Raw genomic sequence first — 22,310 nt, forward strand, 5'->3', positions numbered from 1 at the left:
TTGCCACAGACTGAATGATTTAGAGGATTGCGCGAATTGTCCTTGAGACCGTGGCCGTGTTGGCTGCGTTCGTCCACCCCGGTCACATACTGATGTATGCTCCCCGGACTCTTCATTTTGCCGCCTTGCCACAAACTGAATGATTTAGAGGATTCCGTGAATATTGCGTGAATTGTCCTTCAGCCTGTGGCGGTGTTGGCTTCATTCATCGCCCGGGTCACATACTGATGTATGCTCCCGGGGATGTCTTCACTTTGCCGCCTTGCCACAGACTGAATGATTTAGAGGATTGTGCGGTTCTTTTTTGTTGCATATCTGTCTGTAACATGGTGAATTTAAGATAAGTCGGATACCGGATTCATAAGGACAGTGGGGCAGACCTCAATATGCATATTATTATTGCTGCAATTTCAGCGTTAGCTGCGCTTGTATGGGCGTTACATTCATTACAAAACTCAGGTGTAGACCTGAACTCGTTTAATCCGTTTACCTGGGCCCGGCGGCGAAAGTGGCAAAAACAGTACGGCGTGAAACCTATTTATAATTTGCCGACAGCCACGGAAGCGGCGGCGGTTATTATTGTCGGCGCTCTGAAGCAGGAAGGTGAAATATCCCGGGAGCAAAAGCAGACGGTGATTACGCTGTTTACGGATAACTTTAACCTGGACAACCAGGATGCTGCGGATTTGTTTTCGTCATCGTCACACCTGGTACATGATAACGAGCTGAACTTTGATCAAAGTATTCCTCATATACTTAAATTAAGTATAAAGCAATTCACACCTGAAATGATTGTGACATTCCTGTCGTTATTGGAAAATGTGGCGACATTAGAGGGACAACCAACAAAAGCGCAGATCGATATTATTGAAAGGGTACGGGATGTGTTTAAAAGAGCAAATAAAAATAACGTAAACTGGAAAAACTAATATTTACAACGACAGTATCGGTTCTGATGTTACGATGCAAAAAGCGGTGATTTCGCCGCTTTTTGCTGTCCGGAGTCCGGAGATGACTTTACGGTTTTCGTCCTGCTGCTGATATGGTTTTATTATGAGATTTCTGTTTTTTGGTAATCACTACATTGCCATGATTGTGTTTAGAATAGAATGAAACAAAAATATTGTATATAAATATTTTATTTGATATGAATTTATATATATTGTTATTATTTCAACTTATTTTTGTTCATGATTATTATTGTTGCTGCATTTTTCTGTCAATTAGCTAAATAATATTTATTGTTTTGTTATTTTAACTATCTGAATAAAAACAATTCAGGAGTATATTATGTATAAAGAAGATGAATGGGAGTCTGCGCCTCAGCCTAATTATAGTGTAAATAAAAATCTGAAGTATTATTATTCAGACTTTCCTTATACTGAAAAATATAAGACAGTTCCTTTGGATGGCGATAATACATCGGTAAAAATTAAAATAGTTGATTATTGGGGGGAGGGAAGGATCTACGATAGTGATATCATCACAGGATTTACTGAGTCCTATAATGTTAACCATCAGCATCAGGTTGTCAGTAATGGTGATGATAAAGGTTCACGGATACCGAACAGAATTCCGGTAAAAAATTATGATTCATTGGATACCACAAACTATATTAAAAATGATTTTGCTGACTATATTACAGTGATGGGAGCACCCATTACAAAATCGTGTGCTGATGATATCAGGAGAATATTAAATAAAGACAATGGGAGGGTTATATTATATGGTGTTGATGACGATAGCTTAAGAAACACAATCGACGCATTAAAAAAAGTCGGCTTCTATTCTTTAGTTAAGGATACTCTGTGGTCACCGTTTGATCAAATAAAACTATTTGGCGATTATAATGTATATTCGTTTTATCAGGAGGATATTTTTTTAAAAAAGGTATCTGATATTATAAATACAGACTATATGTCTGGTGTGGATATTTTGCGTTATCTATATGATACTGAGAAGGATGATAATTATAAGTTTTTGGGTAAAGTAATGTATTGGTCAATATCCAATTTCTCCAGTGGGTTAATTAAATGTGCTCACGTACTTCATTTCTCTAATGATAAAAAAGATGCTGATCTATTTCTTCAATTTCCGAAAGAGATTCGTGAATTGTTTGACGGTAAAGATAAGTATATTGTAAATGGGAATTATTACTCAGGTGGTGCATATTCTGTTTATCTGAAATCAGCAAAGAATAGTTACGCAGATATTAAGGTGTATGGTGGTAAAAAGGAATTGGCTAACAGATTCAAATGGACGATAAAAACTATAAGCCGGGAAAATACGAATTTCTTTATCCACAATGAACATCAGGCAACAAAAAATGACAGTTATTACTTATACCTGTCAGCAGATATGGATAAGGATGGTGACCAACAAGCATGGGTTGGATTAATTAATTCCGATCATGTACCAACTAAGAAAACATATCAGTGGGAAATTTTTTGTATGATGAGCCCTGAACGTATTTATTTTAAATTCTTCAATGCAGAATATCATTCTAAATTTTTGAAAGTAATAGAAAATAAAGATGGCCAGGGTGATCGGAAAGCAATGGGGTCTACATTTCTCGACAATGTAAATTACAAACGAAATTGGTGGTTTTTTATTCAGGCGTAAGAGCCGGGCCTGTGATATTTACGTTATATATCAGAAAGCGTTTAGCCGGGAATTAATAACTGTATAGAGTGCGGGGTAATGATACCCCGCACGTTGTTGCTGTCCGGAATCCGGAAATTATTTTGCAGCTTTGGCTGCCGCTGCGGCTTTGACGATCACGGCGAAAGCATCCGCTTTCAGTGATGCGCCGCCGACTAATGCACCGTCGATATCCGGCTGGGTGAACAGCTCTGCGGCGTTTTTATCATTTACAGAACCGCCGTACTGGATAATGACCTGCTCTGCCACTTTTGCATCTTTCTTCGCGATATGGCTGCGGATAAATTTATGTACCGCCTGTGCCTGGGCAGGAGTGGCGGATTTGCCGGTACCGATAGCCCAGATTGGCTCATAAGCAATAACCGCGCCGAGGAACGCATCTGCACCCTGAGTGTTCAGAACGGCATCAATCTGACGTGCGCAGACTTCTTCGGTTTTACCCGCTTCATTTTCTGCTTCGGATTCACCGATGCACAGTACCGGGGTCAGCCCCAGTTTTTTCAGAACCGCGAATTTCTCTGCCACTAATTCATCACTTTCACCGTGGTAAGTACGGCGCTCAGAATGGCCGATAATGATGTAGTGTGCGCCGATGTCTTTCAGCATCTCAGGGGAGGTTTCGCCGGTGAATGCGCCGGAGAGATTCAGACCGGTATCCTGGGCACCCAGCACAATGGAGGAGCCCGCCAGAACCTGTTTGGCCTGAGAGAGATAAATTGCCGGTGGTGCGATCGCAACATCACATCCGGTGACATTGCCGATTTCATGACGCAGAGCGGTGATCAGCTCATGAACCATTTTACTGCTGCCGTTCAGCTTCCAGTTACCCATGACTAAGGGATGTCGCATTGTATTTCCTCCTGCCGGAATGAGTTAAATGACTTAAGCTTTATTACCATTGTCCGCGCAGAGCGGCGAACAGGCAAACAGAGAGACAGTATAGTGAAAGCGGCGCGAAATAGCTTTGCTTTTCGGCCACGGTTTACTGTGTCGTTTCACTATTAGATAGTGAAAGCTTAATCGGTTCAATAGCGAAAGTTACCCCATTTTTACTATCAACTACCAGAAGATAGCGTAATGCACCGAATTGAGAGGCGTAAGTGCCGGTTTTGAAATCCGTTGCCAGCGCCCGGCTCAGGGCAGCATCAATATTGTTTTTATTGAGTGTCGGTTCGAACTGAATAATCAGTGCCTTAATATAGGCCAGCATCAGATCGCGGTTGGTTTTTTCTGCCGCGCTGTCCGCGCCGGGCAGCAGTGTCAGCTGGAGACTTTTGATTTTTTCACTGTCACGCTCAAGGATGGCGGAAGAGTAAATATAAGGGCTGATGCGGGTTGCTGCCCGCAGATAGCTGGCGGTAATATCGTTTGAAGCCACGACTTTGTATTCCCGTAATGGCAGCGACGGGTTGTTGCGGTTAAACTGTTCGCGCATAACGGGGATGGTGATGCCGAAAGCAGGTGAATCCGCCTGAAGCCAGAGTGTTTCCGGCGGGCTGGGGATGGGGATCAGTGCCGCGTCACCAGCCACAGCCGGTGTGACGGGCAGCAGTGTGCATCCCGCTGTCAGGGCGGCCAGTGCGGTTTTTTTGACTGCGTTCATAGCGACTCCCTGTGGTCCGTCTGCAATATAACCAGTGTACACGATTAGGAAAGAGAAATGACACTACAACAATGGGCGTTTTCGTTTCACGGGCGGATCGGCCGCAAAGCATTCTGGGCGGGGATCGGCGTGTGCGGCGCAGTGCTGTTTCTCCTGATGTCATTACAGGGGCTGTTTAAGCTGCCTGTTGAAGTGGTTATGGTACCGGTATTGGTGGTGATGTACCCCGCAGCCGCGATTTTTACCAAACGCCTGCATGACCGCAACAAGCGCGGCGGCTGGGCGTTAATGCTGGTGATGGCATGGGCACTGACTACGCCGGACTGGAGCCTCGCCGGTGATTTCTGGCAGTGGGGGCTGGGGCGTTTTCTGCCGATTTTTATCGTGATGATCATGGTGCTCGACTGCGGTGTGTTTAAAAGTCTTGATGAGGGCAACCGCTTCGGGGAAAGCACACAGCCGGTGGACAAAATCGACAGCCACTGAGGCAGAGACAGCGGGCGAACCCGCTGTCAGGGTATCACCAGTATTGCTCGCTGGTGATATGCCCGGGTTTGCGGCGCAGGTGTTTGCGCATTTCGCGTTCGGTCTTCAGCAGATTTTGTGTATCTTTTACCATCTCCGGGTTACCGCACAGCATCACATGGTTGTTTTCGGCGGTCAGCGGTAATCCGGCGGCGGCTTCCAGCTCACCGGAACTGATCAGCGCCGGTACCCGGCCATGCAGTGAGCCTTCCGCATGTTCCCGGCTGACGACAGTCACGATCCGCAGTTTGTCACTCCCGATTTTTTTCTGCAGTTCCCGCATCAGCGGCAGATAGCTCAGGTCGGCGGCATAACGCACGGCATGCACCAGCACAATATGACGGAACCGATCCAGATCTTTGCCATATTGCAGAATAGATAAAAACGGGCCGATGGCGGTGCCGGTGGAGAGCATCCAGAGGGTGTCGCAGTCCGGTATTTCATCAAGCACAAAAAAACCGGCCGCTTCATCGGTAATGAGCAGTTCATCACCCGGGGTCAGGGCTGCGAGCCGTGGGCTGAGTTTACCGTCGCCGACCGTGACCAGATAAAATTCGAGGTCATCATCATCCGGTGCATTAACATAAGAATAAGCGCGCTGTGTGCGTTCGCCGTCAATTTCCAGGCCGAGTTTGGCGAATTGTCCCGCCGTAAACGGAAGGACAGGTGCCTGAACATGCAGGCTGAATAAGGTATCAGTATGGTGTGTGATTCGTGTGACACGTCCTGTGATCCAGTTTGACATGCATATCCTCCGTCAGTCGCAGAATGGTCGTTATTAATATGTAAACCAGTGTAATAAGCCAACGGGGAAAAATGTATCGATTAAATGCGTCAGAGGATCCTGTCGCATGAATACGATAAATCAGGATGAACTGTACAGTTTAGTTGCCGGAAACAGCATAAAAACGGCCGTTCTGTGACAAAAATAAATGTGTGAACTATCTCCCAAAATTTTTTTAATTTGCTATTTTATACAGTATCGCAAGTATGACTGATTCCGGCAGTAATTATCACTGCCGGAATTGTGCTGTGCCCTCCCGGTAACAATGTAAAGACTGACAATAAAAATGAAAAAACTGGAAAACTTTCATCTGCTGGTAATGCTGATTGCGCTGATTGCTGTCGGGCAAATGACGCAGACAGTGTATGTGCCTGTAATAACGGATATTGCGCTGGATTTCGGTAAACCGGCGGGTGCCGTGCAGAGCGTGATGGCGGCGTATTTATTTACCTATGGTGCATCCCAGCTTATTTACGGGCCGATTTCAGATAAAATCGGTCGTCGTCCGGTGATCCTCACCGGGTTATTTATTTATGTATTATCCACGACTGCCGCGCTGTTTTCACCAAACCTGACCATGCTGGTCATTGCCAGCGGGTTACAGGGATTGGGGACCGGGGTGGCCGGGGTGATGGCGCGAACCATGCCGCGTGATTTATATACCGGGATTTCCCTGCGCTACGCCAACAGCCTGCTGAATATGGGGATCCTGGTCAGTCCGCTGATCGCCCCGATGCTCGGTGGTGCGCTGGCGTTTTTCTTCGGTTGGCGTGCCTGTTATGCGTTTCTGCTCCTGCTCGGCCTGGCGGTGGGTTACAACATGTGGCACAAGCTGCCGGAAACCCGTCCGCCGATGAAAGAGAAACCTAAAATGTGGGCCTCTTTCCGTCTGCTGCTGACCAACCGGACATTTGTGCCGTATCTGGCGATGCTGATTTGCGGCCTGGCCGGGGTGGCGGTATTTGAAGCCTCCAGCGGCGTGCTGATGCGCGACGGCCTGGGACTGGGCAGTATGGCGGTGAGTATTCTGTTTATTCTGCCGATCCCGGCAGCATTTTTCGGTGCCTGGTTTGCCGGGCGGGACAGTAAATCCTTCAGTTTTCTGGTGTGGTGTGCGGTAATCTGCTGCCTGGTGGCCGGGGCGCTGATGTGGATCCCGGGATTGCTGGGCGTGATGAATGTCTGGACCTTACTGATCCCGGCTGCGCTGTTTTTCTTTGGTGCCGGGATGCTGTTTCCGCTGGCAACCACGGCGGCCATGGAGCCGTTCCCGTATCTGGCGGGGGCTGCGGGTGCGCTGGTGGGCGGATTGCAGAATGTGGGCTCCGGTGTTGCCACCTGGATTTCCGCACTGATGCCGCAGGGCGGACAGGGCAGTGTCGGTCTGCTGATGCTGGCAGTCTCTGTGATTATGGTATTGTGCTGGCTGCCGCTGGCTCACCGGTTGCAGAATCAGCAGCCGATGGCATCCTGAGTCAGGCTTCTGATATAAAGAAAACGGGCACTGTTGTGCCCGTTGTTTTGTTCCGCAGCGGAGTGATCACTGATGCAGTTTATGTTTTTGCAGAAACTGTATGCCTTTGTCCGGAAAATCAGTAAATAACCCTTCTGCTCCGGCCTGAATATAAATAGCATCAAATAACTGTTCAGTGTTCTCCGCATACGGCGGCAAGGCATCCGTGCGGACAGTAAACGGATGGATCATCAGTTGCGAAGCGTGTGCCTCTTTTGCCATCGGCGTCAGAGTGATGTGGTCCGGTTTGGATTCTTTGCTGATAAGCATATGATAATCAGGCCCGATGCCATCAGCATATGCTGCGATTTTACTCATCGCACCGGGAGACATCATCCAGTCATAGTTATAGTTGACCCATTTGCCTTCCGCATTCTGCTCAAAGGTTTCCTGCCAGTCGGTGTAAGCGATCAGCTGTATCAGCATCAGATCCATCTTCATTTCCGGCATCAGCTCATTTTTGATGCGCTTTAATTCATTCGGATCGAAACACTGAAGAAATACCCCGGAATCTTTAGTCTGGTAGCCGTATGCTTTCAGCACTTCCAGGGTTTTACGGGTGATATCTTTACCTTCCTGACGGTGGAACCACGGCGCTTTGATTTCCGGGTAAATCCCGGTGTTTTTTCCGGTGGAATGATTCAGACCCTGAATGAACTCAAGTTCTTCCTGAAAGGTATGAATACGGAAATCTGATTTTTCCATCGGAAAACGACCCGGATATTTTTGTACCGCTTTACCGTTTTCGATTTCAAACCCCTCAGTAAATCTCAGGGATTTAATCTCCGCGAGGGTAAAATCGATGGCGTAGTAACGGCCATCTTTACGTGCGCGATCCGGAAAGCGTTTTGCCACATCGGTAACACGGTCGAGATAATGATCATGCAGGACGATGAGTTCATCATCTTTGGTCATCACCAGATCCTGTTCCAGATAATCAGCACCCTGCGCATATGCCATCGCTTTGGCCGGCAGGGTATGCTCCGGCAGATAGCCGCTGGCACCGCGATGTGCAATCACAATCTTATTGTCTGCTGCAAAAGCGGCAGAGCCGCAGAGCACGGCACCCGCAAGGGCACTGACAAGATAAAACTGACGGGATATATTCATCGGTCTGTCTCCGCTTATGCTTTATTGCGGGCGATTTCATCGTGATGTTTCTTCTCACCACGCATCACCACTAACAGCAGCAGGACCGCAAGCAGGCTGCCGCCGATCATGACACCGAAACCGCCGTCCCAGCCGAAATAATCCACGGTAAAGCCGACAATTGCACTCGCTGCCACAGAACCGCCGAGATAGCCGAATAATCCGGTAAATCCGGCGGCAGTACCGGCCGCTTTTTTCGGTGCCAGTTCCAGGGCATGCAGGCCGATCAGCATGACCGGGCCGTAAATCAGGAAGCCGATGGTGATCATACACGCCATATCAATGGTCGGGTTACCCGGCGGGTTGAGCCAGAAGACCACGGTGGCAATCGTCACCAGCGTCATAAAGAACACCCCGGTTGCACCGCGGTTTCCTTTGAAGATTTTATCTGACATCCAGCCGCACAGCAGCGTGCCCGGGATCCCCGCCCATTCATACAGGAAATAGGCGACAGAATAGCCTGTTATATCGAAGTGTTTGACTTCCCGGAGATAGGTCGGTGACCAGTCGAGCACGCCGTAACGCAGCAAATAAACAAAGACGTTAGCAAAAGCGATATACCACAGTAACTTATTCGGCAGAATGTACTGCATGAAGATCTGTTTTGCCGTCAGTTCAACCTCGCTGTTCTCTGTGTAATCATCAGGATAGTCGTTTTTGTATTCTTCGATTGGCGGTAAGCCACAGGATTGCGGGGTATCCCGCATCAGGGCAAATGCGATGAGTGCCACCAGAATGGCAGCAAATGCCGGCATATAAAACGCTGCTTTCCAGTCACCGAACCAATACATCCCCAGCAGCATCAGCATCGGCGGTAAGCCGCCGCCGACGTTATGGGCACAGTTCCAGATTGATACAATCCCGCCGCGCTCTTTCTGTGACCACCAGTGCACCATGGTACGTCCGCATGGCGGCCAGCCCATCCCCTGGAACCATCCGCAGAGAAACAGCAGAATAGCCATAACCCAGACGGAAGAGGTTGCCCAGTCGCAAAAGCCCATGATAAGCATGACAGCCGAGGCAAGGATAAGTCCGGTCGGGAGAAAATAGCGCGGGTTAGCCCGGTCAGAAAACGACCCCATGATAAATTTGGAAAGACCATAAGCAATGGAGATTGCAGATAATGCCGTCCCCAGTTCGCCTTTGGAAAATCCCTGCTCCATCAGATTGGGGAAGGCGAGGGCGAAATTTTTCCGGACCAGATAATAGGCAGCATAGCCAAAAAAGATACCTATAAAAATTTGCCAGCGCAGACGGCGGTATACCGGATCAATGCGATCAGCACTGAGCCTCTGAATGTGCGGTGCAGGTTTAAACAGGCTTAGCATAGACATCCCCCTTGCTAAGTATTTGTCAGTATTTGGTGACGAAGTTTACCGGAACAGCAGCGGTTTTCTTCATATATTTTCCTTTGCGCTCACAGATTATTCGTTTTTATTCGTTATTACTGTGAATGTCAGCACACGCGGTTACATATTGATTACAGTTGGTTGTTTTTTGTGATCTCTGACGCGTGTCCGGGAGTTTGGTCTGCGGATATATACTTTTACCGGGTGAGGCGGGTTTTTGTTCTGTTGGTGATTATTGTTTTCGCGCATAAAAAACCGCCGGTATTAACCGGCGGCAGAGAGCAAATAAAAGGAAAGGGGGGATTAGTTGTGTTCTTCCCAGTCCTGTGCGCGGGCAACAGCTTTTTTCCAGCCGCTGTAGCGGACATTCCGTTCCGTTGTTTCAATGCCCGGGCGGAAGGTTTTCTCGATGGTGGATTTGGCTTTTATTTCCTCCGGGTCCTGCCAGAACCCGGTGGATAACCCGGCCAGCAGTGCCGCACCCAGTGCGGTACTTTCGCGGATCAGCGGGCGCTCTACGGGCGTTCCCAGAATATCGGACTGGAACTGCATCAGGAAATTGTTTGCCACCGCACCGCCATCCACACGCAGTGCCTTCAGACGGGTGCCGGCATCGGCCTGCATGGCTTCCAGCACGTCGCGGGTCTGATAGGCGATAGATTCCAGGGTGGCGCGGATCAGGTGATTGCTGTTTACACCCCGGGTCAGGCCGAAAATAGCACCACGCGCATACGGATCCCAGTAAGGTGCGCCCAGGCCGGTGAAGGCGGGCACCACATACACGCCGTTGCTGTCTTTGACTTTGGTGGCGAAATATTCTGAATCGGTGGCATCGGCAATGATTTTCATCTCGTCACGCAGCCACTGAATGGAGGCGCCGGCCACAAATACCGCGCCCTCAAGGGCATAATTCACTTCACCGCGCGGACCGCAGGCGATGGTGGTCAGCAGGCCGTGTTCGGACAGTACCGCTTCGTTACCGGTGTTCATCAGCAGGAAGCAGCCGGTGCCGTAGGTGTTTTTCGCCATACCCGGCTGAACACACATCTGGCCGAACAGCGCCGCCTGCTGGTCACCGGCGATACCGGCGACAGGAATACGGGTGCCGCCTTTCCCGCCGATGTTGGTTTTGCCGTAGATTTCCGAGGACGCTTTCACTTCCGGCAGCATGGCGCGCGGAATGCCGAACAGGTCGAGGATTTTCTGATCCCACTCCAGTGAACGGATGTTATACAGCATGGTACGCGAGGCGTTGGTGTGATCGGTGACGTGCACACGTCCCTGGGTCATGCGCCAGACCAGCCAGGTATCGACAGTCCCGAACAGTAATTCCCCTTTCTCCGCCTTCTCCCGCGCGCCTTCGACATTGTCGAGGATCCACTTCACTTTGGTACCGGAGAAATACGGGTCGATGACCAGGCCGGTATTTTCCCGGATATAGCGGACCATCTCTTCATTCTGTTTGAGACCGGTGCAGTAATCTGCCGTCCGGCGGCACTGCCAGACAATTGCATTGTAAACCGGTTTGCCGGTCTCTTTTTCCCAGACGATGGTGGTTTCGCGCTGGTTGGTGATACCGATAGCAGCGACTTCGTCCGGATGCACGTCAGTTTTGGCGAGGACTTCGGTTAAGACTGAGCTCTGTGTGGCCCAGATTTCCATCGGGTCATGTTCCACCCAGCCCGGTTTCGGGTAAATTTGGGTGAATTCGCGCTGCGCGATATCGATAATATTGGCATTACGATCAAAAAGTACCGCCCGTGAACTGGTGGTTCCCTGATCCAGCGCGACGATATACTTTTTCTCACGGGTGATTGTTTCTGTTGTCATAATTAAACCTGTTTTATTTCTGAGTGAACAAACACGCGATAACGTCAGAGTACGTGATTCGCTGCGGTATTATTTCTCGTCCCCGGTATTGCACACTTCGCACGGCAGATGGCGGCCGATCAGCTTGCGGTAACCGAATGCACCGAGTAACCCGCCGACGATCGGCGCAAACATCGGTACCAGGAAATACGGGATATCACGCCCGCCGGTGAAGGCAATATCTCCCCAGCCTGCAAGGTATGCAACCACTTTCGGGCCGAAGTCACGGGCAGGGTTAAGGGCGAAGCCGGTCAGCGGACCGAAGGAGCCGCCGATAACCGCAATCAGCAGGCCAATCAGCAGCGGTGCCAGCGGGCCGCGCGGCACACCGTTGCCGTCATCGGTCAGTGCCAGGATAAGACAGACGAGGATAGCGGCGATCACCACTTCGATAAAGAACGCCTGACCCACGCTGACCGGCGCTGCCGGATAGGTGGAGAAAACCCCGGCGGTAAAGAGGCTTTCCTGTGAGCCGCGCACAATATGATGCACCTGGTCATAATCGAGGAACACATTGTAATACATGGCATAAACCAGCGCCGCAGCGGCAAACCCGCCGAGGAATTGGGCCACAATATACGGAATAACTTTGCGGCGCTCAAAGCAGGCAAACAGCCAGAGCGCGAGTGTGACAGCCGGGTTAAGATGCGCGCCGGAGATCCCGGCAGTCAGATACACCGCCAGTGCCACGCCCAGACCCCAGATGATACTGACTTCCCATAATCCCAGTTGTGCACCGGCGATACGAACCGCGGCCACACAGCCTAAACCAAAGAAGACCAGCAGTGCTGTACCCAGGAATTCGGAGAGACATTGTCCGAAGAGGGTCGGAGATTTCATTAGACTCATAGTATCAATCCTGATAGTGCAAAATTAGGGTGAAATAAGTGCAAATTATTAACAAATGATGTTCTTCGTGTATCAGACGTATGTCTTAGTGTGAATTTATCGTTAATGAGCGGAAACGAGAAATAACGAAATAAAAAACTGTGGATCTCGTCAACAAATTGAGCGATTTCGCTTATTTTGTAACAAGCAGTCAACATTCAGGCGAATATCAGCCGGATTTTATTCTGCTGCATTATGGGGAATACACGGGATGTGACTGGACACATTGATAACACCTACTTACAATCAGAGCATCGCTTACAAGGAGGACGCAAGATGTCATTTGAAGTATTTGAAAAGCTGGAAGCAAAAGTCCAGCAGGCTATCGACACCATCACCCTGTTACAGATGGAAATCGACGAATTAAAAGAAACGAACAACAACCTGAACCGTGAAGTGCAGAATGCAGCCGGTGCCCGTGAGTCACTGGTGCGTGAAAACGAGCAGCTGAAGCAGGAACAGGCAGGCTGGCAGGAGCGTCTGCGGGCTTTGCTCGGAAAAATGGACGACGTCCAGTAATTACGCGTCATCCTTCGCCCTGTGGCTGTGTTGGCTTCGCTCAGCTCCCCGGTCACATACTGATGTATGCTCCCGGGGCTCTTCGCTTCACCGCCTTGCCACAGAACGAATGATTTAGCGTAATCGCGGCTTTGATGCTGTGGCTGTGTTGGCTTCGCTCAGCTCCCCGGTCACATACTGGTGTATGCTCCCGGGGACGTCCTCACTTCGCCGCCTTGCTGCAAAACGAATGATTTAGCGTAATCGCGGTATTGCTGCAAAACGAATAATTGAGTGTGATGCGGTTTTTATCTTGTGTCATAACGACAAAAGGGCGGATATTCCGCCCTTTTTGCTGTCTGTGTGTCTGATGAGGATTACGCTTCGGTCAGCTCGTCTTCATCGTCATCATTTTCTTCCTGAAGGGTCAGCGGGATATCTGACAGGATAATCCCGGTGTTATCCGCATACAGATAATCGCCGGAGAAGAAGGTTACACCGCCGAAATTCACGCGGATATCACTGTCGCCGATACCTTCTGAACCGCAGCCTGCCGGGATCGCGGCCATCGCCTGGATACCGATATCCATTTCAGCCAGATCATCCACCTGACGCACTGCGCCGTATACCACAATACCTTCCCAGCCGTTCTGCACTGCCAGTGCCGCGAGTTCCGCGTCAACCAGCGCACGGCGGACAGACCCGCCCCCGTCAACGAGGAGAATACGGCCCTCTCCCTCTTCTTCCAGGAGATCAAAGAGCAGTCCGTTATCTTCAAAGCATTTTACGGTGGTGATTTGCCCCGCAAACGATGAACAGCCCCCGAAGTTGGAAAACAGGGGTTCAACGACATTCACATTTTCCTGGTAAATGTCACAAAGCTCGGAGGTGTCGAAGGTATCATTTTTCATAGGATTTTACGTCTGGTTGCTGCCGGATACAGTCAGTATAGCCCCTTCACACCGTTGTTTGCAAAATCAACAGCGGCCGCTTTCCGATCTGAATCAAGAAAGCAGCAGATTTCGGCGTAAATCCCGGTTACAGACGCTGGCAGATAAGCCCTGCGGAAAACAGGATATTGACCAGCAGTGCGGCTTTCACCATCTGTTCCAGCAGCGGACGCATCCCTGTGGCGGTCATGTCACCCAGCACACGTCTGATATGCATAAACAGTACCGGTGCGGAGAGCAGGAACAGCCAGCTGTACCAGCCGTGCAGATAGAGAAGGGTAAAGAGCACCAGGCACAGGAACGCTACAGTAATCACGGTGGCATGGTAATAGCGGGATTTCAGCGGGCCGAGGCGGACGGCCAGGGTGTTTTTCCCGGTCAGGATATCATTTTCGATATCGCGCATATTATTGATATTCAGCACCGCAACAGACAGCAGTCCGCAGGCGGTCGCCGGCAGAATGGTCAGCGGGCTGAAAAAACCGGCCTGCAGGTAATAGGTGCCTATCACGCTCAGCCAGCCGAAAAAGATCAGAACAGAGATATCACCCAGCCCGAGGTAGCCGTAAGGTTTTTTCCCGACCGTATAGGTGATTGCAGCGATAATCGCCGCCACACCTAACCCCAGGAAGCCGATAATATCTTCCGGTTTCTCGCAGGCGACAATAATCAGTGCCAGCCCGGACAGACAGGCGAGGGTGACGGTCAGAATCAGCGCCTTTTTCATCTGAGCGGCGGTGATCACACCTTTCTGCATACCGCGCAGCGGCCCGAGGCGAGCTTCGGTATCGGTACCTTTTACCGCATCGCCGTAGTCATTGGCCAGATTCGACAGGATCTGCAGAATCCCGGTGGTGATAAGGGCGAGCAGGGCAACAGGGAATTTAAAGTGACCGGTCCAGTAAGCCAGAGCGGAACCGGTAATAATCGCGATCACCCCGAGAGGTAATGTTTTGGGCCGCAGGCTTTCCAGCCAGGCTTGGGTACGGCTGATGGCCGGTGAAGGGGTGACTGACATTGAAACTCGCTTACTTTTCAGAATGTAATAATAACGACAAAAAATAATAACGCAGACTGCCGGGTGGGTTATACCCGTGCAGTCTGAATAATATTATGTCTGATTATTATCGAATTACAGAATAAAGCGACTTAAATCTTCATCAGCCACGAGCTGATCCAGATGATCTTTCACATATTCCGCATTGATCTCAATGGATTGCCCCTGTTTTTCACTGGCATCGTAGGAAATTTCTTCCATTAATCGTTCCAGCACTGTATGTAAACGACGGGCACCGATATTTTCGGTGGTTTCATTGACCTGCCATGCGGATTCCGCAATTTTACGGATGCCGTCGGCAGTAAAGGTGATATCCACACCTTCGGTAGCCATCAGTGCTTTGTACTGAACGGTCAGTGAGGCGTTCGGTTCGGTCAGGATGCGCTCGAAATCTTCAGTGGTCAGCGCCTGTAATTCCACACGGATAGGCAGACGACCCTGTAATTCCGGGATCAGGTCAGACGGGCTGGAAACCTGGAACGCACCGGAGGCGATAAACAGGATGTGGTCAGTTTTGACCATGCCGTGCTTGGTGGAGACAGTGCAGCCTTCAATCAGCGGCAGCAGGTCGCGCTGAACCCCTTCGCGGGATACATCCGGCCCGGAGGACTGGCCGCCGCGCTTACAGATTTTATCGAACTCATCGATAAACACGATACCGTGCTGTTCAACCGCTTCAATAGCCTGCTCTTTCAGCTCTTCCGGATTCACCAGTTTGGCGGCTTCTTCCTCAACCAGCAGTTTGAAGGCTTCTTTGATCTTCATTTTGCGTGGTTTTTGTTTCTGTCCGGCCAGATTCTGGAACATGGACTGTAACTGGCTGGTCATCTCTTCCATGCCCGGAGGTGCCATGATTTCCACACCCATCGGTGCGGCAGAGACTTCAATTTCAATGTCTTTGTCATCCAGCTGGCCTTCGCGCAGTTTTTTGCGGAATGCCTGGCGCGCCGCAGACGGCTCTGCCTGGGTGTCAGTCTGACCCCAGTTATTTTTTGCCGGCGGGATCAGCACATCGAGAATGCGTTCTTCGGCCATCTCCTCAGCACGGAAACGGTTTTTTTCGATAGACTGCAGACGCACCATTTTCACGGCGGAATCCGTCAGATCGCGGATAATGGAATCCACTTCTTTACCGACATAACCGACTTCGGTGAATTTGGTGGCTTCGACTTTGATAAACGGCGCATTAGCCAGTTTGGCGAGACGACGGGCAATTTCGGTTTTACCGACACCGGTCGGGCCAATCATCAGAATATTTTTCGGGGTGACCTCGTGACGCAGCTCTTCATTAAGCTGCATACGACGCCAGCGGTTACGCAGCGCGATGGCAACAGCACGTTTGGCTTTATCCTGGCCGATAATATGGTTATCGAGTTCGCTGACAATTTCGCGTGGAGTCATTTCGGACATAACGTCGATCCTTATGCTTTTGAAGGTAATTCTTCAAAATTCAGATTGTGGTTGGTGTAGATACAGATATCACCGGCAATAGTCAGTGCGCGCTCCGCGATTTCACGGGCACTCAGATCGGTGGTTTCCAGCATGGCACGGGCTGCTGCCTGGGCGTACGGGCCGCCGGAACCAATGGCAATCAGATCATTTTCAGGCTGAACGACATCTCCCTGGCCGGTGATAATCAGCGATGCGGTTTCATCGGCAACGGCCAGCAGGGCTTCCAGTTTGCGCAGCATGCGGTCGGTACGCCAGTCTTTGGCGAGCTCAACGGCGGCTTTTGTCAGGTGTCCCTGATGGAGTTCAAGTTTGCGTTCAAACAGTTCGAAGAGGGTAAAGGCATCCGCGGTGCCGCCGGCGAAACCGGCAATGACTTTGTCGTGATAGAGGCGGCGGACTTTGCGGACATTACCTTTCATGACGGTATTACCCATTGTCGCCTGCCCATCACCACCAATTACGACCTGGCCATTACGGCGAACACTTACGATTGTTGTCATGAATCAGCCCCTGGTTGTGCTAAAGGATGGAGAGAGGCCGCCGGGTATATTCCCGGCGGCACAGAATTAACTAGAGATATGGGGGGAGGGCTGAAGGATTTCAACCCCCGGCGGAGCGAAGAATACAATTTGTTACGCCGGCATCTGCGGCACGGCTTTTCACCGACTGCGCGGCGGATTTTTCATACGGGCCGAGCATCACACGATACCAGCCGCCGCCCTGGGATACCCGGCTTTCGATACCGGAGAAGGCGAGACCGGCGCGGACTTCTTCTGCCTGACCACCCTCACGGAATGATCCGCACTGGATTAACCAGCGCTCAGGCGCAGCCTGCGGTTTTTCCTGCACCGGTTTTGGTTTCTCAGCCGGTTTTTCGGCCGGCTGCGGTGCCGGACGGGTTTCCGGCTGCATACGCAGCTGCGGATCCTGACCGGTAACCACGACCTGAGAGCGCGGAACGGCACCGTTCGCCGGTACTTCCTGCAACTGAACCGGTGCCTGCTGCATATCAGACTGCATCTGCTCCAGCAGCTGCCGCTGTTCCTGGGTCAGTTTGGCATTCGGATCAATGCGGTTGGCCGGTGCCTGCGGGTTAGAGTAATACTGCTCCGGTACCCCGGCTTCGCGGTTTTCCAGTTCTTTGATATAACGCCAGCGCTCCTCCGGGATCGGCGGGAGCCCGTTACCGGTACTCTGCTGATGCGCAGGCGGAATGATGCTGTCAGAAGCGGTCTGACTTTTTTTGTTATGGACCAGATAGAACAGGCCGCCGACAAAAACGACCACCAGTGCCACGGCGATCACCAATGTGGTGAACGGCAGGCCTTTCGCCTGACTTTTCTTCCGTGATTTACTTTTTTTACGCGGCGCAGAGCGTCCGCGTCCCACATAATCTCGTTGTGCCACTGTTTCAATTCACTAATGAGTCGGTTAAGGGAACATATTATTCAGCATTACATGTTACTTAACCTTATGGATTTTGCCTAGCTTTTAGGCGCGCAGGCACTTTCTCTGATGATTAAATCAGAATCCAGCAGGCGCGAACCTTTTGCCACGGTGTGTCCCTGCAACTGTTCCAGCAGCAGTAAAAAAGACTGACGGCCGATTTCATAACGGGGCTGTGCGATAGTCGTCAGGGTCGGCGAACAGTATTGTGCAGCCGGTAAATCATCGAAACCGACAACCGAGAGATCCTGCGGCAGTGTCAGCCCCTGTTTTCTGGCCGCCCAGAGAACGCCGATCGCCATAATATCGTTGTGGCAGAAAATTGCGGTCGGCGGTTCCGGCAGTGCCAGCAGCTGTGCGGCACATTCCGCGCCGCTCTCGTGGGTGAAATCCCCGCGTATCAGATACTCTTCCCGTACCGGCATTCCCATGCGGCGCATGGCCTGAATATACCCTTCGACACGGTACTGACACAACGGCAGCTCTTCCGGGCCGGAAATACAGGCGATGCGGGTGTGTCCGAGTGACTGTAAGTAATGGGTTGCATTAAAGGCGGCGGTCAGGTTATCAATATTCACCGTCGGCAGCTCCAGCTCCGGGGCAAATTCGTTGGCCATCACCATCGGCGGGAAGTGGCGCTGTTCATCATGGCGGCTGTCAAACGGCACATCGGAGCCGAGCAGCACCATGCCGTCAATTTGTTTGGTGACAATCAGATTCACAAAGGTGTGTTCCGGCTTGTGCTGATAACGGCAGTCGCCGATCAGGACCAGATAGCCGTGTTTGGCGGCAATTTCTTCGATACCGACGATAATATCAGTAAAAAACGGATCGCCGATATCCGGCACAATCACCAGAATGGTCCGGGATTCATTACGTTTCATCCCCCGGGACAGATTGTGCGGGTAATACCCCACTTCCAGGACAGCATTTTCCACTTTCTGCCGTGTCTGCACGGACACTTTCTCCGGATTCATCAGTGTCCGCGACACGGTCGCGGTCGAGACGCCTGCGGCTCTGGCGACATCTTTCATTGTCGCGCCGGTATCATTGCGGCGTGGTTCCATCATTAATTCCTTTGGTTACCCTGTAAGTGTATCGATTGCGCGGTTTTTGTGATCATTATGGTCCGCTGTACTTTTCACATGCCTGTGAAAAACCGCCTGAGCTTCTTAAGTGAAACTCAGACGGTTTATTAATCGTTCTATTAACGGCTATTCTAAGCCCTTTGTAAAATTAATCTGTTACCTGGTTTGCATAAAACTGTGAGTTATCTCAATTTTTTGAGATAGCACGCACTTTCTGTGAGACATCAGTCTCAGCCGTCGGTCGGATCGACATCCACATTCCAGCGGACTTTCCGGCTTTCCGGCATCTGCTGAATATACGGAATAGCCTGTGCGACAATTTTCTGCAGCTGACTGCGGGACGGATGCTGTAACAGTAACTGCCAGCGGAAACGTCCGCCGCGTTTGGCCTGAATAGCAGGCAGCGGCCCCATCAGCCAGAAATGCTCATCCCGCAGCGGATGGGATTCGAATAACTGGCGTACCGTTTGCAGAAATGCATTCGCCCGCTGGTTATTCTGATCTTCGGCGCGGATCATCACCTGGCTGGTGTATGGCGGCAGACAGACACTCTGCCGCTCATTCAGCGCCTGTGCGGCAAAGGCGGCGTAGCCTTTTTCCAGCAGCACAGTCAGCAGCGGATGTTCCGGATGGTGAGTCTGCAAAATCACCTCGCCGCGTTTCCCGGCGCGTCCCGCCCGGCCGGAGACCTGGGTGTAGAGCTGTGCAAAGCGCTCCGCCGCGCGGAAATCACCGGAGAATAGTGCGCCGTCCACATCCAGCAGCGCGACAAGGGTGACATCCGGGAAGTGATGTCCTTTGGCCAGCATCTGGGTACCGATCAGGATGCGTGCGCCGCCCTGATGCACATCCGCCAGATGCTGCTCCAGCTCGCCTTTGCGGCTGGTGGTATCGCGATCCAGCCGTGTGACCGGAATATCCGGGAACAGCGGGGTAATGCTCTCTTCCAGTTGTTCAGTGCCCAGCCCGACCGGCACCAGTTGTGTGGAGCCGCACTGCGGACACTGTTTCGGTACCGGGCGCTGGCTGTCGCACTGATGGCAGCGCAGCATCCGGTGGTTCTGGTGCAGGGTGTAAAAATGGTCACAGCGCGGACATTCCGCTATCCAGCCGCACTCATGGCACAGCATTGCCGGGGCAAAGCCGCGCCGGTTGAGGAACAGAATAACCTGATTATCTGCGGCCAGATGATGGCGGATACGTTTGATCAGCGGCTGTGACAGCCCGGAGGTCAGCGGCAGCCCTTTCAGGTCGAGCAGATGCTGGTCGGCAAGCTGTGCATTTCCCGCCCGCTGCGTCAGCGGCAGGACTTTGTATTTTTTCTGCCGGACATTAAACAGGGTTTCCAGTGACGGAGTCGCCGTGCCCATCACAATCGGAATATCATTTTTCTTGGCGCGGAACACCGCCAGATCACGGGCGTGATAACGCCAGCCGTCCTGCTGTTTATAGGAGCCGTCGTGCTCCTCATCGATAATAATGATGCCGAGTGAGGTAAACGGCGTGAACAGCGCGGAGCGGGTACCGATAACAATGGCGGTCTCCCCGCGTTTTGCCCGCAGCCAGACAGCCAGCCGTTCGCTGTCATTCATGCCGGAATGGAGAATGTCCACCGGCGCCTGAAAACGGGCGCGGAAGCGGGCGATGGTCTGGGGTGTCAGGCCGATTTCCGGCACCAGTACCAGCGCCTGGCGGCCTTCGGCCAGCACATTTTCCAGCACACTGAGATACACCTCGGTTTTCCCGGAGCCGGTCACACCGTCCAGCAGCCAGGGGGAAAACTGATGCTGCTCTGCGCGGATCGCCCCCACGGCGGTGGCCTGCTCGGTATTGAGTTTCAGGCGTTCGCCGGTGACGGCAAATCCCGGCTGCCAGGGTTTGCTCTCCGGCTGCACATCGTTCAGGGTGATCAGGTTTTTCTTTTTCAGTCCCTGCAATGCGCTGTCGCTGAGTTCATATTCCGCAGTCTGATGGCGGTAAACCGGCTGACGGCGCAGACAGGCCAGCGCCTGCTGCTGTTTCGGGGAGCGTTTGAGGGTATGGATATCAATTTCACGCCCCTCCGGAGTCACTTCCCAGCACCACAACGGTGCAAAGGCCGCTTCTTTGCCCTGACGCAGCAAAATCGGCATGGCATGAAACAGCACTTCCCCTAACGGATAGTGGTAATACTGTGCAGCCCAGTTCAGCAGCGGCCACAGATCACCGGGAAAGAGAGTGTCATCATCCGGACAGGCAATGACCGGTTTGAGCTTTTCCGGGCTGAAGGTGCTGGTTTCCGTCAGTTCAGCCACAATGCCGACTGCCTGTTTCTGCCGTCCGAACGGCACAATCACCCGTGCCCCCGGTACCGGGCGGGGCATATCATCAGGCAGTAAATAGTCAAATGTTTGTGTCAGAGGTACTGGTAATATCACCCGGACGACTGTCATTATAATGTCCATCATCGGCAGAGCGCCGGCGTGTAAAAAATACACAGCGGCGGAAAAGGCGTAAAAGTGTCTGAATAATCACCGGATTTCAGCTTTTCCCCGGTAAAAACAGGGAAATTATCCGCAAAACGGGATCCAGAATACCACAAAAAGACAGCGGATTTCATTGCATGGTTCAGGGAATTTCTGTATGATCCGCCGCCTTTGGTAATTAAAATACCACCGATAACTTATCATCAACACGACGTGTGGTGTCCGGCAAAAAGGCCCGGATAGCGACACGGCCTTAACCGAGGTTTTCCCATGAAAAAAGGTATTCACCCAAACTACGCAGAAATCACTGCAACCTGCTCTTGCGGCAACGTAATGAAAATTAACTCTACCGTAGGTCACAACCTGAACCTGGACGTGTGCGGCGAATGCCACCCGTTCTACACCGGTAAACAGCGTGACGTTGCAAGCGGCGGCCGTGTTGATCGCTTCAACAAACGCTTCAGCGTTCCTTCTGCGAAGAAATAATGGCACTGCGCGGCATGCCGCGCTCTGTTCCATAAAAAACGCCCTGAATGAAAATATTTCACAGGGCGTTTTTTTATGTCTGTTTCCGGGTTGAGAAGTCGTATAACACGCGGATAAAACTCAATATTCCCACGTATCCGGGTCGACCCCATGCTGGCGCATAATTTCTTTTGCCACTTCCGGGATTTCATCACTGCGCTCTTTGCGCAGATCATCATCATCGGGCAGTGGCTGTCCGGTAAAAGCATGCAGAAATGCTTCACATAACAGTTCGCTATTGGTGGCATGACGCAGGTTATTCACCTGGCGGCGCGTGCGCTCATCCGTTAAAATTTTAAGTACTTTCAACGGGATAGAAACTGTAATCTTCTTTACCTGCTCACTTTTTTTGCCATGCTCAGCATAAGGGCTGATATATTCGCCGTTCCATTCAGCCATGGATTACCTTGTTATCTTAGTCAGTTTGAGGAGGAGCCGGGCACAGAAAAGTACCTGACTGATATCGGTATTATCCCACTTGTATATAT

General features: G+C 51.3%; 21 protein-coding genes. 6 read left to right on the forward strand and 15 right to left on the reverse strand.

Features of this window, described 5'->3' with window-relative positions; translation table 11 throughout:
- The first annotated feature begins 386 nt into the window (after positions 1–386).
- Positions 387–929 (forward strand): phenylacetic acid degradation protein, encoded by a 543-nt coding sequence (locus tag AB7038_RS11865; protein WP_369453382.1) that lies wholly within the window; start codon positions 387–389, stop codon positions 927–929.
- Between the two features lie 361 nt (positions 930–1,290).
- Positions 1,291–2,622: a hypothetical protein gene (locus AB7038_RS11870; RefSeq protein WP_369453383.1), complete on the forward strand. Its 1,332-nt coding sequence runs from the start codon at positions 1,291–1,293 to the stop codon at positions 2,620–2,622.
- A gap of 117 nt (positions 2,623–2,739) precedes the next feature.
- On the opposite strand, the gene tpiA is transcribed toward AB7038_RS11870, so the two are convergent.
- A complete protein-coding gene (tpiA, locus tag AB7038_RS11875) occupies positions 2,740–3,510 on the reverse strand; it encodes a triose-phosphate isomerase (protein ID WP_349419251.1) in 771 nt (256 codons plus the stop codon).
- Positions 3,511–3,643: 133 nt separating this feature from the next.
- Positions 3,644–4,264, reverse strand: coding sequence for a DUF1454 family protein (locus AB7038_RS11880; protein WP_368889526.1), 621 nt, complete (start codon positions 4,262–4,264; stop codon positions 3,644–3,646).
- A 57-nt stretch (positions 4,265–4,321) separates the two neighbouring features.
- Here AB7038_RS11880 and AB7038_RS11885 point away from each other — a divergent pair, with 57 nt between their 5' ends.
- On the forward strand, positions 4,322–4,750 hold the full coding sequence (locus AB7038_RS11885) for a DUF805 domain-containing protein (protein WP_072871497.1): 429 nt from the start codon (positions 4,322–4,324) through the stop codon (positions 4,748–4,750).
- A gap of 34 nt (positions 4,751–4,784) precedes the next feature.
- On the opposite strand, the gene fpr is transcribed toward AB7038_RS11885, so the two are convergent.
- A complete protein-coding gene (gene fpr, locus AB7038_RS11890) occupies positions 4,785–5,534 on the reverse strand; it encodes a ferredoxin--NADP(+) reductase (RefSeq protein ID WP_368889525.1) in 750 nt (249 codons plus the stop codon).
- 325 nt (positions 5,535–5,859) lie between these two features.
- Here fpr and emrD point away from each other — a divergent pair, with 325 nt between their 5' ends.
- Positions 5,860–7,047 (forward strand): multidrug efflux MFS transporter EmrD, encoded by a 1,188-nt coding sequence (gene emrD / locus AB7038_RS11895; protein WP_072871494.1) that lies wholly within the window; start codon positions 5,860–5,862, stop codon positions 7,045–7,047.
- A gap of 66 nt (positions 7,048–7,113) precedes the next feature.
- On the opposite strand, the gene glpQ is transcribed toward emrD, so the two are convergent.
- The 4 genes from glpQ to AB7038_RS11915 all read right to left on the reverse strand — a co-directional run bounded on the left by glpQ (position 7,114) and on the right by AB7038_RS11915 (position 12,302).
- Entirely contained in the window at positions 7,114–8,196 is a 1,083-nt protein-coding gene (gene glpQ, locus AB7038_RS11900; protein ID WP_369453384.1) for a glycerophosphodiester phosphodiesterase, read from the reverse strand.
- Positions 8,197–8,210: 14 nt separating this feature from the next.
- Positions 8,211–9,563 carry a glycerol-3-phosphate transporter gene (gene glpT, locus AB7038_RS11905; RefSeq protein ID WP_368889523.1) on the reverse strand — a complete coding sequence of 451 codons (1,353 nt, stop codon included), beginning with the start codon at positions 9,561–9,563 and terminating at the stop codon, positions 8,211–8,213.
- A gap of 324 nt (positions 9,564–9,887) precedes the next feature.
- Positions 9,888–11,414, reverse strand: coding sequence for a glycerol kinase GlpK (gene glpK / locus AB7038_RS11910; RefSeq protein WP_368889522.1), 1,527 nt, complete (start codon positions 11,412–11,414; stop codon positions 9,888–9,890).
- 69 nt (positions 11,415–11,483) lie between these two features.
- Positions 11,484–12,302 (reverse strand): MIP/aquaporin family protein, encoded by an 819-nt coding sequence (locus AB7038_RS11915; RefSeq protein WP_004240798.1) that lies wholly within the window; start codon positions 12,300–12,302, stop codon positions 11,484–11,486.
- 315 nt (positions 12,303–12,617) lie between these two features.
- On the opposite strand from AB7038_RS11915, the gene zapB reads away from it, so the two are divergent.
- A complete protein-coding gene (zapB, locus tag AB7038_RS11920; RefSeq protein WP_004236611.1) occupies positions 12,618–12,860 on the forward strand; it encodes a cell division protein ZapB in 243 nt (80 codons plus the stop codon).
- A gap of 356 nt (positions 12,861–13,216) precedes the next feature.
- Here the strand turns inward: zapB and rraA are convergent, their stop codons facing one another.
- From rraA to priA, 7 genes are all read right to left on the reverse strand, one after another.
- Positions 13,217–13,750 (reverse strand): ribonuclease E activity regulator RraA, encoded by a 534-nt coding sequence (gene rraA / locus AB7038_RS11925; protein WP_072871485.1) that lies wholly within the window; start codon positions 13,748–13,750, stop codon positions 13,217–13,219.
- A 127-nt stretch (positions 13,751–13,877) separates the two neighbouring features.
- Positions 13,878–14,807: a 1,4-dihydroxy-2-naphthoate polyprenyltransferase gene (locus AB7038_RS11930; RefSeq protein WP_072871483.1), complete on the reverse strand. Its 930-nt coding sequence runs from the start codon at positions 14,805–14,807 to the stop codon at positions 13,878–13,880.
- A 114-nt stretch (positions 14,808–14,921) separates the two neighbouring features.
- Positions 14,922–16,256, reverse strand: coding sequence for an HslU--HslV peptidase ATPase subunit (gene hslU, locus AB7038_RS11935; RefSeq protein ID WP_004236608.1), 1,335 nt, complete (start codon positions 16,254–16,256; stop codon positions 14,922–14,924).
- A gap of 11 nt (positions 16,257–16,267) precedes the next feature.
- The gene (gene hslV, locus AB7038_RS11940; protein ID WP_015422392.1) at positions 16,268–16,798 is read right to left on the reverse strand and encodes an ATP-dependent protease subunit HslV; all 531 of its coding nucleotides are present in this window, start codon (positions 16,796–16,798) and stop codon (positions 16,268–16,270) included.
- Between the two features lie 100 nt (positions 16,799–16,898).
- A complete protein-coding gene (gene ftsN, locus AB7038_RS11945) occupies positions 16,899–17,705 on the reverse strand; it encodes a cell division protein FtsN (RefSeq protein ID WP_369453385.1) in 807 nt (268 codons plus the stop codon).
- Positions 17,706–17,782: 77 nt separating this feature from the next.
- Positions 17,783–18,811 (reverse strand): DNA-binding transcriptional regulator CytR, encoded by a 1,029-nt coding sequence (gene cytR / locus AB7038_RS11950; RefSeq protein ID WP_369453415.1) that lies wholly within the window; start codon positions 18,809–18,811, stop codon positions 17,783–17,785.
- A 251-nt stretch (positions 18,812–19,062) separates the two neighbouring features.
- Entirely contained in the window at positions 19,063–21,264 is a 2,202-nt protein-coding gene (gene priA / locus AB7038_RS11955; RefSeq protein WP_368889611.1) for a primosomal protein N', read from the reverse strand.
- Positions 21,265–21,567: 303 nt separating this feature from the next.
- Between priA and rpmE the strand changes: the two genes are divergently transcribed.
- Complete coding sequence (rpmE, locus tag AB7038_RS11960) at positions 21,568–21,783, forward strand: 50S ribosomal protein L31 (protein WP_369453386.1); 216 nt, start codon at positions 21,568–21,570, stop codon at positions 21,781–21,783.
- Positions 21,784–21,903: 120 nt separating this feature from the next.
- Here rpmE and metJ read toward each other — a convergent pair whose 3' ends face one another.
- On the reverse strand, positions 21,904–22,221 hold the full coding sequence (metJ, locus tag AB7038_RS11965) for a met regulon transcriptional regulator MetJ (RefSeq protein ID WP_004236602.1): 318 nt from the start codon (positions 22,219–22,221) through the stop codon (positions 21,904–21,906).
- Positions 22,222–22,310: the final 89 nt, after the last annotated feature.

The organism is Morganella morganii (assembly GCF_041099235.1).
Taxonomy (GTDB): domain Bacteria; phylum Pseudomonadota; class Gammaproteobacteria; order Enterobacterales; family Enterobacteriaceae; genus Morganella; species Morganella morganii_E.